Genomic DNA, 15,000 nt, shown 5'->3' on the forward strand with positions numbered 1-15,000 from the left:
CAGCGCCGCAGTCAGTGTCGTCTTGCCATGGTCAACGTGACCAATGGTGCCCACGTTGCAGTGCGGCTTGCTACGCTGAAACTTCGCCTTGGACACGACTCACTCCCCTTATCCGTTTACGTCCCGGCACCAGGCCGGAAGTTGCTGTATGTGCTAACGACTGCAGAGCTAAAGAGAAGGCACCCTCAGGATGCCTTCTTGACCTCTTCCGCCACGCTGGCCGGCGCTTCCGAGTAATGGCCGAACTCCATGGAATAATTCGCGCGACCCTGGGTGGCCGAGCGCAGATCGGTTGCATAACCGAACATTTCCTTCAGAGGAACCTCGGCCCTGATGGTGCGACCGGTGGCCGACTCTTCCATGCCCTTGATCAGGCCACGGCGACGGTTAAGGTCGCCAACGACGTCACCCATGAAGTCTTCCGGGGTGACGACCTCGACCTTCATCATCGGCTCGAGAATGACGGGGTCTGCCTTTTGCACGGCTTCCTTGAAAGCCATGGAGCCCGCAATCTTAAACGCCATTTCAGAAGAGTCAACATCATGATAGGAACCGTCGTACAAGGTGACCTTGAAATCGACCACCGGGAAGCCGGCAATAACGCCGTTTTCCGACTGTTCCTTGATGCCCTTGTCGACTGACGGAATGTATTCCTTCGGAATCACACCGCCCACAATCGCATTCTCGAACACATAGCCGCCGCCACGTTCCTGCGGCTCCATGCGAATCCAGACATGGCCGTACTGACCGCGACCACCGGACTGGCGAACAAACTTGCCTTCCTGCTCCACGGTCTTGCGAATGCTTTCGCGGTAGGCCACCTGCGGCGCCCCCACGTTGGCCTCGACCTTGAACTCGCGCTTCATGCGGTCAACGATGATCTCTAGGTGCAACTCACCCATACCGGAGATGATGGTCTGGCCCGACTCCTCGTCGGTGCGTACGCGGAAGGACGGATCCTCCTGCGCGAGCTTGCCCAGCGCCATACCCATCTTTTCCTGGTCGGCCTTGGACTTGGGCTCTACGGCGACCGAGATCACCGGCTCGGGGAATTCCATCCGCTCCAGGGTGACCTTCTGCTCGTTGCTGCACAGGGTGTCACCGGTGGTGACATCCTTCAGACCCACGGCAGCGGCGATGTCACCGGCGCGGACTTCCTTGATTTCCTGACGGTCGTTGGAGTGCATCTGGACCATTCGGCCGACGCGCTCCTTCTTGCCCTTCACCGGATTGAAGATGCTGTCACCGGAACTGATGACCCCGGAGTAGACACGGAAGAAGGTCAGCGTACCCACATACGGGTCGGTGGCGATCTTGAATGCCAGAGCAGAGAACGGCTCTTCGTCATCCGGATGCCGCTCGGCCTCACTGCCGTCTTCCAGCTCGCCCTTGATGGCGGGCACGTCGACGGGGCTCGGCATGTACTCGATCACCGCGTCCAGCAACGCCTGCACGCCCTTGTTCTTGAAAGCGGTGCCACAGATTACCGGAACGATTTCATTGGCCAGGGTGCGTGAACGCAGGCCGCGCTTGATCTCGTCGTTGGTGAGCTCACCGTTCTCGAGATACTTCTCCATGAGCTCGTCGTCGCCTTCGGCAGCGGCTTCGATCATCTCTTCGCGCATCTCGGCGGCGCGCTCCTGGAGCTCTTCGGGAATGTCGCGGGCATCGTAGGTCATGCCTGCGTCTTCCATGTTCCAGTAGATGGCCTTCATGCGAACCAGGTCGACGAGCCCTTCAAACTCATCCTCGGCACCGATGGGCATCTGGATCGGAACAGCGATGCAGCCCAGCCGCTTGCGCATCATGTCGACGCAGCGATAGAAGTCGGCACCCATCTTGTCCATCTTGTTGACGAACACCATGCGCGGCACGCCATACTTGTTGGCCTGACGCCACACGGTTTCGGTCTGCGGCTCAACGCCGGCATTGGCATCAAGCACGCACACAGCGCCGTCGAGCACACGCAGAGAGCGTTCGACTTCGATGGTGAAGTCAACGTGCCCGGGGGTATCAATGATGTTGATACGCGTTTCCGGGTACTGCTGATCCATACCGCGCCAGAACGTGGTGGTCGCAGCAGAGGTGATGGTGATACCACGCTCCTGCTCCTGCTCCATCCAGTCCATCACGGCCGCGCCGTCATGCACCTCACCCATCTTGTGGGAGACGCCCGTGTAGAACAGGATGCGCTCGGTCGTGGTGGTCTTACCGGCATCGATGTGGGCCATGATACCGATATTGCGATAGCGCTCTATTGGGGTCTTGCGTGCCACGGCGAAATACCTTGATTGCGTTTACCAGCGATAATGAGAGAAGGCCTTGTTGGCCTCCGCCATACGGTGCGTGTCTTCACGCTTCTTCACGGCGGTGCCGCGATTCTCGGCAGCTTCCCTCGCCTCGGAGCCCAGCCGTTGCGCCATGGTCTTCTCGCTACGCTTGCGGGAAGCCTCGATCAACCAGCGCATGGCCAGGGTGTTGCGCCGCTCCGGACGCACCTCGACCGGCACCTGGTAGGTGGCGCCACCGACACGGCGGGATTTCACCTCGACCGTCGGGCGCACATTGTCCAGGGCGGTCTCCAGTGTCTCCACCGGATCCTCGACACCCTTGGCCTTCATGTGATCCAGAGCGTCATAGACGATCTTCTCGGCCACGGACTTCTTGCCGTCCTGCATCAGCATGTTGACGAATTTCGCCAGCAGCTCACTCCCGAACTTGGGATCCGGCAAAATCTTTCGTTTCGGTACTTCTCTTCTTCTCGGCATGTGTCTACCCGAAGTGTGTCAGTTTGAGGCGCTGTGAGCCGCCCGCTGTATCAGCCCTTGGGCCGCTTCGTGCCGTACTTGGAACGCGCCTGCTTCCGGCCGTCGACACCAGCGGTGTCAAGTGAGCCGCGCACGGTGTGATAACGCACACCCGGCAAGTCCTTTACACGACCGCCGCGAATGAGAACCACCGAGTGTTCCTGCAGGTTATGACCTTCACCACCGATATAGGAGGAGACTTCATAGCCGTTGGTCAGCCGTACACGGGCGACCTTACGCAGGGCCGAGTTCGGCTTCTTCGGCGTGGTGGTGTAGACGCGTGTGCAGACGCCGCGCTTCTGAGGGCTCGCCTCGAGCGCCGGGACGTTGCTTTTCTCCGGTTTACTACGCCGACCCTTGCGGACCAACTGGTTAACTGTAGCCATTGAAACGCTCACTCCAGACAGTAAACAAACGACAGGCCGAACGCGCCGGCCTGTCGAAGGTGCGCAATTGTAGGCGCGTGCATGGGCAGTGTCAACCGAAGTCCACGGCTGGCGCGGGGTTGCGGCAAATGGCGTAGGGCGCGGTAGCCCGGCGGGTGTGACGCGCCGTGCCGACGTTGCGTTGGTGGGGGTGATGGCCAGCGCCGATGCGGTGCGTTACGCGCTGCGCGCTAACACACCCTACAGCGGGCACGTCCTCACGTAGGGTGTGTTAGGCCGAAGGCCGTAACGCACCGCGACGGCGGTCATTTGTTTGCCGGCCCCACACCCAATGCACAAACCGCGGTCCGTTGCGCCGCTCATGGACCGCGGTTCCCCTATTACTCACGTAGGGTGCGTTAGGCCGAAGGCCGTAACGCACCGCAAATAAAGAGACCGGCCAAACGGCCGGTCTCTTTATAAGGTGCCTTGGCAACAAAGAGAGCCGAACCTAGCTCTCGTCTCCGTCGCCACCCGCCTCGTTACCGGCGAACTCAGACGCCAGCTCCGCTTCGGCAGCGGCCTTGGATGTCGGCAACTCCATGGGACGCCGCAGACGACGACGCTCTTCGTGGTAGGCAAAACCGGTACCTGCCGGAATCAACCGACCCACGATGACGTTTTCCTTCAGGCCGCGCAGGTCGTCCTTGGCGCCGCGTACCGATGCCTCGGTCAACACCCGGGTGGTCTCCTGGAAGGAGGCCGCCGAGATGAACGACTCGGTGGACAGCGAAGCCTTGGTGATGCCGAGCAGCACCGGATTGAACTGGATCGCCGCCTTGTCACGGGCATTGAGGATGTCGTTCTCGTCCAGCACCTTGGCACGATCCATCTGCTCGCCCTTCAGCACCGTGCTGTCGCCGGCGTCGCTGATCTCGACCTTGCGCAGCATCTGGCGAATGATCACCTCGATGTGCTTGTCGTTGATCTTCACGCCCTGCAGCCGGTAGACGTCCTGGATCTCCTTGACCACGTACGACGCCAGGGCAGGTACGCCAAGCAGCCGCAGGATGTCGTGGGGGTTCGGCTCGCCGTCGGCGATGACCTCACCCTTCTCCACGTGCTCACCCTCGAACACGTTGACCGTGCGCCACTTGGGAATCAGCTCCTCGTAGTTGTCGCCTTCCTTCGGCGTAATCACGAGACGCTGCTTGCCCTTGGTTTCCTTGCCGAAGGACACGGTACCGGAGATCTCGGCCAGGATGGCCGGCTCTTTCGGCTTGCGCGCTTCGAACAGGTCGGCCACCCGGGGCAGACCACCGGTGATGTCGCGGGTCTTGGACGACTCCTGCGGAATACGGGCCAGCACGTCACCCACGTCCACATCAGCGTTGTCGTCAGCACTGATGATGGCACCTGCCGGCAGATAGTACTGCGCCGGAATGTCGGTGCCCGGGATCATGATGTCCTTGCCGTCTTCGTCCACCAGCTTGAACATCGGCCGCATGTCCTTGGCGGCGACCTTGTGCTCGGCACCTGGCAGCTGGCTGGTGTGCTCCGAACCACCGCGGGACTTGGGATCGGTCACCTCAAGACTCGACAGGCCGGTGATCTCGTCCACCTGACGGGTCACCGTCACGCCGTCGACAAAGTCGAAGAAGCGCAGCCGGCCCTTCACCTCGGTGATAATCGGGTGGGTGTGCGGATCCCAGTTGGCGACGATCTGCCCGGCGCTCACGGCCTCGCCGTCAGCAGCGGTGATGGTCGCACCGTAGGGCACCTTGTAGCGCTCACGCTCACGGCCCTGCTCGTCCATCACCGTGATCTCACCGGAGCGGGAGACGGCGACGAAGTTGCCGGTGTGATGCTTGATCAACTTGATGTTGTGCATCCGCACCTTGCCGGCAGACTTCACTTCCACGTTGGAGACGGCGGCGGCACGGGATGCCGCACCCCCGATGTGGAAGGTCCGCATGGTGAGCTGGGTACCCGGCTCACCGATGGACTGCGCCGCGATGACGCCCACGGCCTCGCCGATGTTCACGCCATGGCCACGGGCCAGGTCACGGCCGTAGCACTTGGCGCAGACACCATGCCGGGTGTCACAGGTGATCGGCGAGCGCACCAGCACTTCGTCGATACCCATGGCTTCGAGCATGTCCACCAGGCGCTCGTCGAGCAGCGTGCCGGTGGGGATCGCCACATCCTGGGTTTCCGGATCGAGAATATCCCGGCAAACCACGCGACCCAGCACCCGCTCGCGCAGGGGCTCGACCACGTCGCCACCCTCGATGATGGGCGCCATGTAGACACCGTTGTCGGTGCCGCAATCCTGCTCGGTGACAACCAGATCCTGGGCCACGTCCACCAGACGGCGGGTCAGGTAACCGGAGTTGGCCGTCTTCAACGCCGTATCCGCGAGACCCTTACGGGCACCGTGGGTGGAGATGAAGTACTGCAGCACGTTCAGGCCTTCACGGAAGTTGGCCGTGATGGGCGTCTCGATGATGGAGCCGTCCGGCTTGGCCATCAGGCCACGCATGCCGGAGAGCTGACGAATCTGGGCGGGTGAACCACGCGCCCCGGAGTCGGCCATCATGAAGATGGAGTTGAAGCTGGTCTGGCGAGCTTCCTTGCCCTCGGCGTCGATCACCGCCTCGGTGCCAAGCTTCTCCATCATGGCCTTGGCCACCTGATCGTTGGTACGCGACCAGATGTCCACCACCTTGTTGTAGCGCTCACCGTTGGTCACCAGACCGGAAGCGTACTGCTCCTCGATGTCCTTCACCTCTTCCTCGGCAAGCTTGAGGATGCCTTCCTTCTCCTCGGGGATGGTCATGTCGTTCACGCCGATGGACACCGCACCCCGTGTGGAGAACGCGAAGCCCATGTACATGAGCTGGTCAGCAAAGATGACCGTGGCCTTCAGCCCCACCCGCCGATAACAGGCGTTGATGGTGGCGGAAATGGCCTTCTTGTTCATGTCGCGATTGACCAGGGCAAACGGCAGCCCCTCAGGCACGATGCGGTAGATCAGCGCACGACCCACGGTGGTTTCGCGCAGACCGGAATGCTCGCTGAGGTTGCCTTCCTCGTCGATGATCTTCTCGTGGATACGGACCTTCACCCGGGCCTGCAGGTCCACGGTACGGGTGTCGTAGGCACGATGCACTTCATCGAGATCGGTAAACGCCATGCCCTCACCGCGGGCATTGATGCGCTCGCGGCTCATGTAGTAGAGACCAAGCACCACGTCCTGGGACGGCACGATGATGGGCTCACCACTGGCCGGCGACAGGATGTTGTTGGTGCTCATCATCAGCGCACGGGCTTCGAGCTGGGCTTCCAGTGCCAGCGGTACGTGCACCGCCATCTGGTCACCGTCGAAGTCGGCGTTGAAGGCGGTACAGACCAGCGGATGCAGCTGGATTGCCTTGCCTTCGATCAGCACCGGTTCGAACGCCTGGATACCCAGGCGGTGCAGGGTCGGCGCCCGGTTCAGCATCACCGGATGCTCGCGGATCACGTCCTCGAGAATATCCCAGACTTCCGGGGTCTCGCGCTCCACCATCTTCTTCGCCGCCTTGATGGTGGTGGCAAGCCCAAGCCGCTGCAGCTTGGAGAAGATGAACGGCTTGAACAGCTCAAGCGCCATGCGCTTGGGCAGGCCGCACTGGTGCAGACGCAGGGTCGGGCCCACCACGATCACGGAGCGACCGGAGTAGTCCACGCGCTTGCCGAGCAGGTTCTGCCGGAAACGGCCCTGCTTGCCCTTGATCATGTCGGCCAGGGACTTCAGCGGGCGCTTGTTGGTGCCGGTGATGGCACGGCCACGGCGGCCGTTGTCCAACAGCGCATCCACGGATTCCTGCAGCATGCGCTTTTCGTTGCGCACGATGATGTCCGGCGCCGCCAGTTCCAGCAGCCGCTTCAGGCGGTTGTTGCGGTTGATCACGCGCCGGTAGAGATCGTTGAGATCACTGGTGGCGAAACGGCCACCATCCAGCGGCACCAGCGGCCGCAGATCCGGCGGCAGCACCGGCAGCACGGTGAGGATCATCCACTCCGGCTTGTTGCCGGACTCGAGGAACGCCTCGATGATCTTCAGCCGCTTGGACAGCCGCTTGATCTTGGTGTCGGAGTTGGTGGCGTTCAGTTCCTCGCGGAGCTTTTCCTGCTCCTCGGCAAGGTCGACGCTCTTCAGCAGCTCCATGACGGCCTCGGCACCCATGCGGGCGTCGAACTCGTCACCGTACTGTTCCACCGCGTCCAGGTAGCCCTCGTCGGTGAGCAACTGGCCACGCTCAAGCGGCGTCATGCCCGGATCGATGACCACGAAGGCCTCGAAATAGAGAATGCGCTCGATGTCCCGCAGGGTCATGTCCAGCAGCAGGCCGATGCGCGAGGGCAGCGACTTCAGGTACCAGATGTGGGCCACCGGGCTCGCCAGGTCGATATGGCCCATGCGCTCACGGCGCACCTTCGCCAGCGTCACCTCCACGCCGCACTTTTCGCAGACCACGCCGCGATGCTTGAGGCGCTTGTACTTGCCGCACAGGCACTCGTAGTCCTTTACCGGGCCAAAGATCTTGGCGCAGAAAAGCCCGTCACGCTCCGGCTTGAAGGTGCGGTAGTTGATGGTCTCCGGCTTCTTTACTTCACCGAAGGACCAGGAGCGGATCATTTCCGGCGAGGCCAGGCGAATCCGAATACCATCGAAATCGTCCAGCTGGGCACCGGGCTGCTTGAAGAGGTTCAATAGATCTTTCATAACTGTTCGTCCATCACCTGCGTTGGTGTGTGGTGGGCGCCCGCAGGCGCCCTGCCGCAGTCTCAGTGCCGTTCAGTCAATCCTGCTCCAGCTCGATGTTGATGCCGAGCGAGCGGATTTCCTTCACCAGCACGTTGAAGGATTCCGGCATGCCCGCCTTCATTTCGTGGTTGCCGTCGACAATGTTCTTGTACATCTGCGTTCGGCCGTTCACGTCGTCGGATTTCACCGTCAGCATCTCCTGCAGGGTATAGGCAGCGCCGTAGGCTTCCAGCGCCCACACTTCCATTTCACCGAAGCGCTGACCACCAAACTGCGCCTTGCCGCCCAGCGGTTGCTGGGTAACCAGCGAGTACGGGCCGGTGGAACGCGCGTGGACCTTGTCGTCCACCAGGTGGTTGAGTTTCAGCATGTACATGTAGCCGATGGTCACCGGGCGATCGAAGGAATCACCCGTGCGTCCGTCGAACAGTGTGGTCTGACCGGCCTCCGGCAGCTTGGCCAGGCGCAGCATGTACTTGATCTCTTCCTCGTTGGCACCGTCGAACACCGGCGTGGCCATGGGCACGCCGCCTTCCAGGTTGCTGCAGAGGTTGACGATCTCGTCGTCGCTGAGGCTTGCCAGATCCACCGCCTGACCGCTGTGGTTGTAGATGGCGTCAAGCCGCTGGCGCAGGTCATCGACCTTGGCCTTGGCTTCGAGCATCTCGCCCAGCTGTCGCCCAAGCTCCTTCGCGGCCCAGCCCAGGTGGGTTTCAAGCACCTGCCCCACGTTCATGCGGGAGGGCACACCCAGCGGGTTCAGCACCACGTCCACGGGGCGACCATCGGCGGTAAACGGCATGTCTTCCTGGGGCACGATCATGGAGATCACGCCCTTGTTGCCATGACGCCCGGCCATCTTGTCACCGGCCTGGATGCGGCGCTTCACGGCCAGGTAGACCTTGACCATCTTCAGCACGCCCGGCGCGAGGTCATCGCCCTGGGTAATCTTGCCCTTCTTCTCCTGGAAGTGGGCCTCGAAGGCTTCGACCTGCTCCTTCAACTGGCGCTGGGTACGCTCCAGCAGCTCGTTGGCAGATTCGTCCTTCATGCGGATCTCGAACCACTTGTTGCGATCGAGATTCTCCAGATATTTCTCCGTCACCTTGGTGCCGGACTTCAGGCCGCCGGGGCCGCCTTCGGCGACCTCACCGACAATTGCCTGCTGTACGCGGGCAAAGGCGTCGTCCTCGAAGATGCGGTACTGATCGTCCAGATCCTTGCGGATCTTGGTCAGCGCCTCACGCTCGATGGACAGGGCACGAGAGTCTTTCTCGACGCCGTCACGGGTGAACACCTGCACGTCGATGACGGTACCGTCCATGCCGGAAGGCACCCGCAGGGAGGTGTCCTTCACGTCGGAGGCCTTCTCACCGAAGATCGCACGCAGCAGCTTCTCTTCCGGGGTGAGCTGGCTTTCGCCCTTCGGCGTGACCTTGCCCACCAGGATGTCGCCGGCGTTCACCTCGGCACCGATGTACACAATGCCCGCCTCGTCCAGCTTGGAGAGCGCGCTCTCACCCACGTTGGGGATATCGGCGGTGATCTCCTCCGGCCCCAGCTTGGTGTCACGGGCAACCGCGGTCATCTCCTCGATGTGGATGGTGGTGTAGCGATCTTCCTGCACCACGCGCTCGGAGATGAGGATGGAGTCCTCGAAGTTGTAGCCGTTCCAGGGCATGAAGGCGACCAGCATGTTCTGGCCCAGGGCCAGCTCGCCGCGATCGGTGCTCGGACCATCGGCCAGCACGTCGCCCCGCGCCACATGATCACCCACGCCCACCAGGGATTTCTGGTTGATGCAGGTGTTCTGGTTCGAACGGGTGTACTTGGTCAGGTTGTAGATGTCGACACCGGGCTCGCCGGGGTTGGTCTCGTTGTCGTTGACACGAATAACCACCCGCGCCGCATCGACGGATTCCACAGTGCCGCCTCGACGGGCAACCACGGTGACACCGGAGTCGATGGCCACGGCCCGCTCCATGCCGGTACCCACCAGGGGCTTCTCGGCACGCAGGGTCGGCACCGCCTGGCGCTGCATGTTCGAACCCATGAGCGCACGGTTGGCGTCATCGTGCTCGAGGAACGGCACCAGCGCCGCCGCCACGGACACGGTCTGTTTCGGCGACACATCCATGTACTGGATCTTGTCCGGTGTGGACATGCCGAATTCGTTCTGGTGACGGATGGAAATCAGGTCATCCGCCAGCCGCTTGTTCTCATCAACCCGGGCGTTGGCCTGGGCGATGATGTAGCGGGACTCCTCGATGGCCGAGAGGTAATCCACCTCGTCGGTTACGACGCCGTCCACCACCCGGCGATACGGCGTCTCGAGGAAGCCATAGCGGTTGGTGCGGGCGTAGCAGGCCAGCGAGTTGATCAGGCCGATGTTCGGGCCTTCCGGCGTCTCGATGGGGCAGACGCGACCGTAGTGCGTCGGGTGCACGTCGCGCACTTCGAAGCCGGCACGCTCGCGGGTCAGACCACCCGGGCCCAGGGCCGAAACGCGTCGCTTGTGGGTCACTTCCGACAGCGGGTTGTTCTGGTCCATGAACTGCGAGAGCTGCGAGGAACCGAAGAACTCCTTGATCGCGGCGGCCACCGGCTTGGCGTTGATCAGCTCCTGGGGCATCAGGCCCTCGCTCTCGGCGATGGACAGGCGCTCACGCACGGCGCGCTCCACCCGCACCAGGCCGACACGGAAGACGTTCTCGGCCATCTCGCCGACGCAGCGAATACGGCGGTTGCCCAGGTGATCGATGTCATCCACCGTGCCCTTGCCGTTACGGATGTCGATCAGGGTCTTGAGGACGGAAATGATGTCGTCGTTATCCAGGGTACCGGAACCGGTCACCTCTTCACGGCCGACACGCAGGTTGAACTTCATCCGGCCCACGGACGAGAGATCGTAGCGGTCAGCGCTGAAGAACAGGTTGCCGAACAGGTTCTCGGCGGCCTCCTTGGTGGGGGGCTCGCCGGGACGCATCATCCGGTAGATTTCCACCAGCGACTCGAGCTGGGTGCGGGTGGTGTCCGCCCGCAGCGTGGTGGAAACGTACGGGCCGTGGTCCAGGTCATTGATGTAGAGCGTTTCCAGCTTTTTCACGCCGGCATCGCGCATCGCCTGAATGAGATCAGGCGTCAGCTCGGTGTTCGCCTCGGCGATGATCTCGCCGGACTCCTTGTTCACCACATCGTGACCGAGCACCTTGCCCTCAAGGTAGTCCTCGGGCACTTCAAGCTTGTCCAGACCAGCCTTTTCCATCTGGCGGATGTGGCGGGCGGTGACACGCCGGCCGGATTCCACCAGCACTTCGCCGTCCACCATGATGGGGAAGGTAGCCGTTTCGCCACGCAGGCGCTCCGGCACCAGCTCCAGCACCACCTTGGTCTTGTGCAGGTTGAAGGTGTTCTTCTCGAAGAAGAGATCGAGAATCTCCTCCGGCCCGAGGCCGAGGGCGCGCAACAGCACCGTGGCCGGCAGCTTCCGGCGGCGGTCGATGCGCACGAAGATGTTGTCCTTGGGATCGAACTCGAAATCGAGCCAGGACCCACGGTAGGGAATGACCCGGGCGCTGAACAGCAGCTTGCCCGAACTGTGGGTCTTGCCCTTGTCGTGATCGAAGAACACACCGGGCGAGCGATGCAACTGGGAGACGATAACCCGCTCCGTACCGTTCACCACGAAGGTGCCGTTCTCCGTCATGAGCGGCAGTTCGCCCATGTAGACTTCTTGCTCCTTGATGTCCTTGACCGTCTTGCCGTCCTTGTCATAGATGACCAGGCGAACAAGGGCGCGCAGCGGCGCCGAGTAAGTCATGCCCCGAAGCTGACACTCCTTCACATCGAACGCAGGCGTGCCGATGCGGTAGCTCACGTACTCCAGCGCCGCGCTCCCGGAATAGCTGGAGATCGGAAACACGGACTGGAAGGCCGCATGAAGACCGGTTTCTTCCCGGCTCCCGACAGGCTTGTCCAGTTGCAGGAACTGCCGATACGAATCAAGCTGTGTAGCGAGCAGGTAGGGGACTTCCAGCAGATTGGGAATTTTGCCGAAATCCTTTCGAATGCGCTGCTTTTCGGTGAACGAGTAGGCCATCGAGGTTCCTCACCAAACGGTCGATCCAGGGCGAATGCATGTCCAAACTTCCGGGCTCGGCGTCAGCCCGAACCCGCAACTTTGAACACCACCGCAAAAGCCGGAAACGGGAAAAGGCCGGCAGCTCCACGCTGCCAGCCCAACCCGTTATCCGGACTGTCTGTCGCTGTACGCCAAGTGTTACTTGATCTCGACGGACGCGCCAGCTTCTTCCAGCTTGCCTTTGATATCGTCGGCTTCTTCCTTGGAAGCGCCTTCCTTGATCGGCGAAGGTGCACCTTCCACCAGATCCTTTGCTTCCTTCAGGCCCAGGCCAGTGATGCCGCGAACGGCCTTGATCACCGACACCTTGTTGGCACCGAAGCTGGTCATGATCACGTCGAACTCGGTCTTCTCTTCGGCAGCGGCGGCTTCACCACCAGCGGCGGCCGGCGCAGCGGCGACGGCGGCAGCGGCGGTTACGCCGAACTTCTCTTCCATTGCCTCGATGAGATCGACGATCTCCAGCACGGTCATGTTGCCGATCGTTTCGAGAATTTCGTCTTTGGAAACGGCCATTGTAACTTACTCCTGATTAATGTCGCTTGCGACCCCGCAGGGTCTCCTGCTTGCAGAATTCAGCGTCCGTGGAAGTCGGATCAGCCCGCCTGTTTGGCATCGCGCACAGCGGCCAGCGTACGAACCAGCTTGCTCGGCACCTCGTTAACCGTGGTGACGAACTTCTGGATCGGCGCACGCATGGTGCCCATGAGCATGGCGAGGGCTTCATCGCGGGTCGGCATGCTTGCCAGGCGATCGAGCTCGGTCGCCGGATACAAGGTGCCGCTCAGCGCCACCAACTTCGGAACGAGCTTGTCGTTCTGCTTCGCGAAGTCCTTCACCACACGCGCTGCAGCACTCGGCTCCTCCTGAGAGAAAGCGAGCAACAGCGGGCCGGCAAAGCCCTCGGTCATGCATTCGAAGTCGGTGCCCTCAACCGCCCGACGCGCAATGGAGTTCTTCACTACCCGAAGGTAGACCCCCTGCTTGCGCGCTTCGGAGCGCAGGCCATCCATCTGGGTCGCCGTGATGCCACGATACTCTGCAGCAACAGCAGCAAACGCCGTTTTGGCGACCGCATTGACTTCCTCGGCCATCGCCTTTTTCTGTTCCAGACTTAATGCCATTGAACTTCCTCCTGGAACCTGGCCATGACCCCCGGCACAACTGTGCCGGAGTACCCGTTGGGCAACGGTGTTGCTGTTGCCCGGTTCGGAAAATCCGGTGCGTTACGCGCTTTGCGCTAAAGCACCCTACGGGGGGGTTAGGCAAGCGCCACACCAACTTCCGAACCAACGGTCGCCTACCGCAGGAAACTCCTGCCGGGGCTGCACCGTCTGCGCTGGCCGGATCGGGTGGCGAACCACCGTTTCCGATTAAGCGGCTTGCGCCGCGCCAAGCGGTCTTTGACGGCTGCCGCTACCGACAGCCTCAAGACCCCAATCACCAATCAAAGCCGGTGATTGGTATTCGTTGCGTAGATCGGGGCATACATCCCGAACCACCGTTGTTTTCGGTGCGTTACGCCGCTTTGCGGCTAACACACCCTACGAAGCCGGATCGAAGCCCCACGTAGGGTGCGTTAGGCCAAAGGCCGTAACGCACCGCAACCCACGCCGGGCCAAAGCCACCCAACCGACGATTACGGCTTCGCCGCACCAACCGTCGCCGGATCAACGGCAACACCGGGGCCCATGGTGCTGGCCACGGTGATCTTCTTCACGTAAATGCCCTTGGCCGCCGACGGCTTGGCCTTGTTCAGGTCAACCAGCAGTGCATCCAGGTTTTCCTTCAACTTGGCCGGCTCGAAACCAACCTTGCCGATAGCACAATGAATCACGCCCGCCTTGTCGGTGCGGTACCGCACCTGACCGGCCTTGGCGTTGGTCACGGCTTCGGCCACATTTGCGGTAACGGTGCCGACCTTGGGATTCGGCATGAGACCGCGAGGGCCGAGGATCGTTCCAAGCCGGCCAACCACCGCCATGGTGTCGGGGCTTGCGATCACGACGTCGAAATTGAGCTCGCCGCCCTTCACCTTTTCCGCCAGATCTTCAAGACCGACGATATCGGCACCGGCCTCCTTGGCGGCTTCGGCATTGGCACCCTGGGCGAACACGGCAACACGCACCGTCTTGCCGGTACCGTTGGGCAGCACGGTGGAACCACGCACAACCTGGTCGGATTTGCGCGGGTCAACACCGAGGTTCACGGCCACTTCCACCGACTCGGGGAATTTCGCCGTGGGCAGATCATTCAGCAGCTGGAAGGCCTCTTCCACAGGGTAGAGCTTGCCGCGCTGCACCTTCTCTGCAAAAACCTTCTGGCGCTTGGTCAGCTTTGCCATGTCACACACCCTCCACGTCAAGGCCCATGCTCCGGGCACTGCCGGCGATGGTGCGCACGGCGGCGTCCAGGTCAGCGGCGTTGAGATCGGGCTCTTTGGTCTTCGCGATCTCTTCGAGCTGTTCGCGGGTCACCTTGCCAACCTTTTCGCTGTTGGGGCGACCGCTGCCGCTCTTGATGCCGGCAGCCTTCTTCAGCAGGATCGCCGCGGGGGGCGTCTTGGTGATGAAGGTGAAGCTGCGATCGTTGTAGACGGTGATGACGACGGGAGTCGGCAGGCCCGGCTCCATGTCCTGGGTCTGCGCGTTGAACGCCTTGCAGAATTCCATGATGTTCACGCCGTGCTGGCCCAACGCCGGGCCCACGGGGGGCGACGGGTTGGCCTGGCCGGCCTTGACCTGCAGCTTGATATAAGCCTGGACTTTCTTGGCCATGAAGACCTCCTGGTGTGGGTGCTAGCGCCGTGAGGCTCCCCGGTGTGTCAATAAAGTCGTGCGGCGGGCACGATCACCGCCGTGGCAAAACCTTTTG

Annotated in this window: 11 protein-coding genes; 1 reads left to right on the plus strand and 10 read right to left on the minus strand. The window is 61.9% G+C overall.

What is annotated here, in order from left to right; translation table 11 throughout:
* The 4 genes from J2T57_RS21690 to rpsL all read right to left on the minus strand — a co-directional run.
* Positions 1–96 (minus strand): GTP-binding protein (locus J2T57_RS21690; RefSeq protein WP_253485780.1); only part of this gene is annotated, 96 nt, incomplete at its 3' end.
* A gap of 89 nt (positions 97–185) precedes the next feature.
* Positions 186–2,276 carry an elongation factor G gene (gene fusA, locus J2T57_RS21695; protein WP_253485694.1) on the minus strand — a complete coding sequence of 697 codons (2,091 nt, stop codon included), beginning with the start codon at positions 2,274–2,276 and terminating at the stop codon, positions 186–188.
* Positions 2,277–2,297: 21 nt separating this feature from the next.
* The gene (rpsG, locus tag J2T57_RS21700) at positions 2,298–2,768 is read right to left on the minus strand and encodes a 30S ribosomal protein S7 (protein ID WP_253485697.1); all 471 of its coding nucleotides are present in this window, start codon (positions 2,766–2,768) and stop codon (positions 2,298–2,300) included.
* A 50-nt stretch (positions 2,769–2,818) separates the two neighbouring features.
* Positions 2,819–3,193 (minus strand): 30S ribosomal protein S12, encoded by a 375-nt coding sequence (rpsL, locus tag J2T57_RS21705; protein WP_253485700.1) that lies wholly within the window; start codon positions 3,191–3,193, stop codon positions 2,819–2,821.
* Positions 3,194–3,281: 88 nt separating this feature from the next.
* On the opposite strand from rpsL, the gene J2T57_RS21710 reads away from it, so the two are divergent.
* Positions 3,282–3,458: a hypothetical protein gene (locus J2T57_RS21710; RefSeq protein ID WP_253485703.1), complete on the plus strand. Its 177-nt coding sequence runs from the start codon at positions 3,282–3,284 to the stop codon at positions 3,456–3,458.
* A gap of 225 nt (positions 3,459–3,683) precedes the next feature.
* Here J2T57_RS21710 and rpoC read toward each other — a convergent pair whose 3' ends face one another.
* The 6 genes from rpoC to rplK all read right to left on the minus strand — a co-directional run bounded on the left by rpoC (position 3,684) and on the right by rplK (position 14,903).
* The gene (rpoC, locus tag J2T57_RS21715) at positions 3,684–7,943 is read right to left on the minus strand and encodes a DNA-directed RNA polymerase subunit beta' (protein ID WP_253485720.1); all 4,260 of its coding nucleotides are present in this window, start codon (positions 7,941–7,943) and stop codon (positions 3,684–3,686) included.
* Between the two features lie 76 nt (positions 7,944–8,019).
* Positions 8,020–12,084 (minus strand): DNA-directed RNA polymerase subunit beta, encoded by a 4,065-nt coding sequence (rpoB, locus tag J2T57_RS21720; protein WP_253485723.1) that lies wholly within the window; start codon positions 12,082–12,084, stop codon positions 8,020–8,022.
* Positions 12,085–12,264: 180 nt separating this feature from the next.
* Positions 12,265–12,642, minus strand: coding sequence for a 50S ribosomal protein L7/L12 (rplL, locus tag J2T57_RS21725; RefSeq protein WP_253485739.1), 378 nt, complete (start codon positions 12,640–12,642; stop codon positions 12,265–12,267).
* Between the two features lie 80 nt (positions 12,643–12,722).
* The gene (gene rplJ, locus J2T57_RS21730; RefSeq protein WP_253485752.1) at positions 12,723–13,250 is read right to left on the minus strand and encodes a 50S ribosomal protein L10; all 528 of its coding nucleotides are present in this window, start codon (positions 13,248–13,250) and stop codon (positions 12,723–12,725) included.
* Positions 13,251–13,765: 515 nt separating this feature from the next.
* Complete coding sequence (rplA, locus tag J2T57_RS21735; protein WP_253485754.1) at positions 13,766–14,470, minus strand: 50S ribosomal protein L1; 705 nt, start codon at positions 14,468–14,470, stop codon at positions 13,766–13,768.
* Between the two features lies 1 nt (position 14,471).
* Positions 14,472–14,903, minus strand: a complete 432-nt coding sequence (gene rplK / locus J2T57_RS21740; RefSeq protein ID WP_253485756.1) for a 50S ribosomal protein L11 — start codon at positions 14,901–14,903, stop codon at positions 14,472–14,474.
* Between the last annotated feature and the right edge of the window lie 97 nt (positions 14,904–15,000).

It is taken from the genome of Natronocella acetinitrilica, assembly GCF_024170285.1.
Taxonomy (GTDB): Bacteria; Pseudomonadota; Gammaproteobacteria; order Nitrococcales; family Aquisalimonadaceae; genus Natronocella; species Natronocella acetinitrilica.

Bases quoted from the DNA above. Each gene is read 5' to 3' on its own strand.
- rplJ (WP_253485752.1), bottom strand. From the start codon at position 13,250: ATGGCATTAAGTCTGGAACAGAAAAAGGCGATGGCCGAGGAAGTCAAT.
- rpsL (WP_253485700.1), bottom strand. From the start codon at position 3,193: ATGGCTACAGTTAACCAGTTGGTCCGCAAGGGTCGGCGTAGTAAACCG.
- rpsG (WP_253485697.1), bottom strand. From the start codon at position 2,768: ATGCCGAGAAGAAGAGAAGTACCGAAACGAAAGATTTTGCCGGATCCC.
- rplA (WP_253485754.1), bottom strand. From the start codon at position 14,470: ATGGCAAAGCTGACCAAGCGCCAGAAGGTTTTTGCAGAGAAGGTGCAG.
- rplK (WP_253485756.1), bottom strand. From the start codon at position 14,903: ATGGCCAAGAAAGTCCAGGCTTATATCAAGCTGCAGGTCAAGGCCGGC.
- rpoB (WP_253485723.1), bottom strand. From the start codon at position 12,084: ATGGCCTACTCGTTCACCGAAAAGCAGCGCATTCGAAAGGATTTCGGC.
- rpoC (WP_253485720.1), bottom strand. From the start codon at position 7,943: ATGAAAGATCTATTGAACCTCTTCAAGCAGCCCGGTGCCCAGCTGGAC.
- rplL (WP_253485739.1), bottom strand. From the start codon at position 12,642: ATGGCCGTTTCCAAAGACGAAATTCTCGAAACGATCGGCAACATGACC.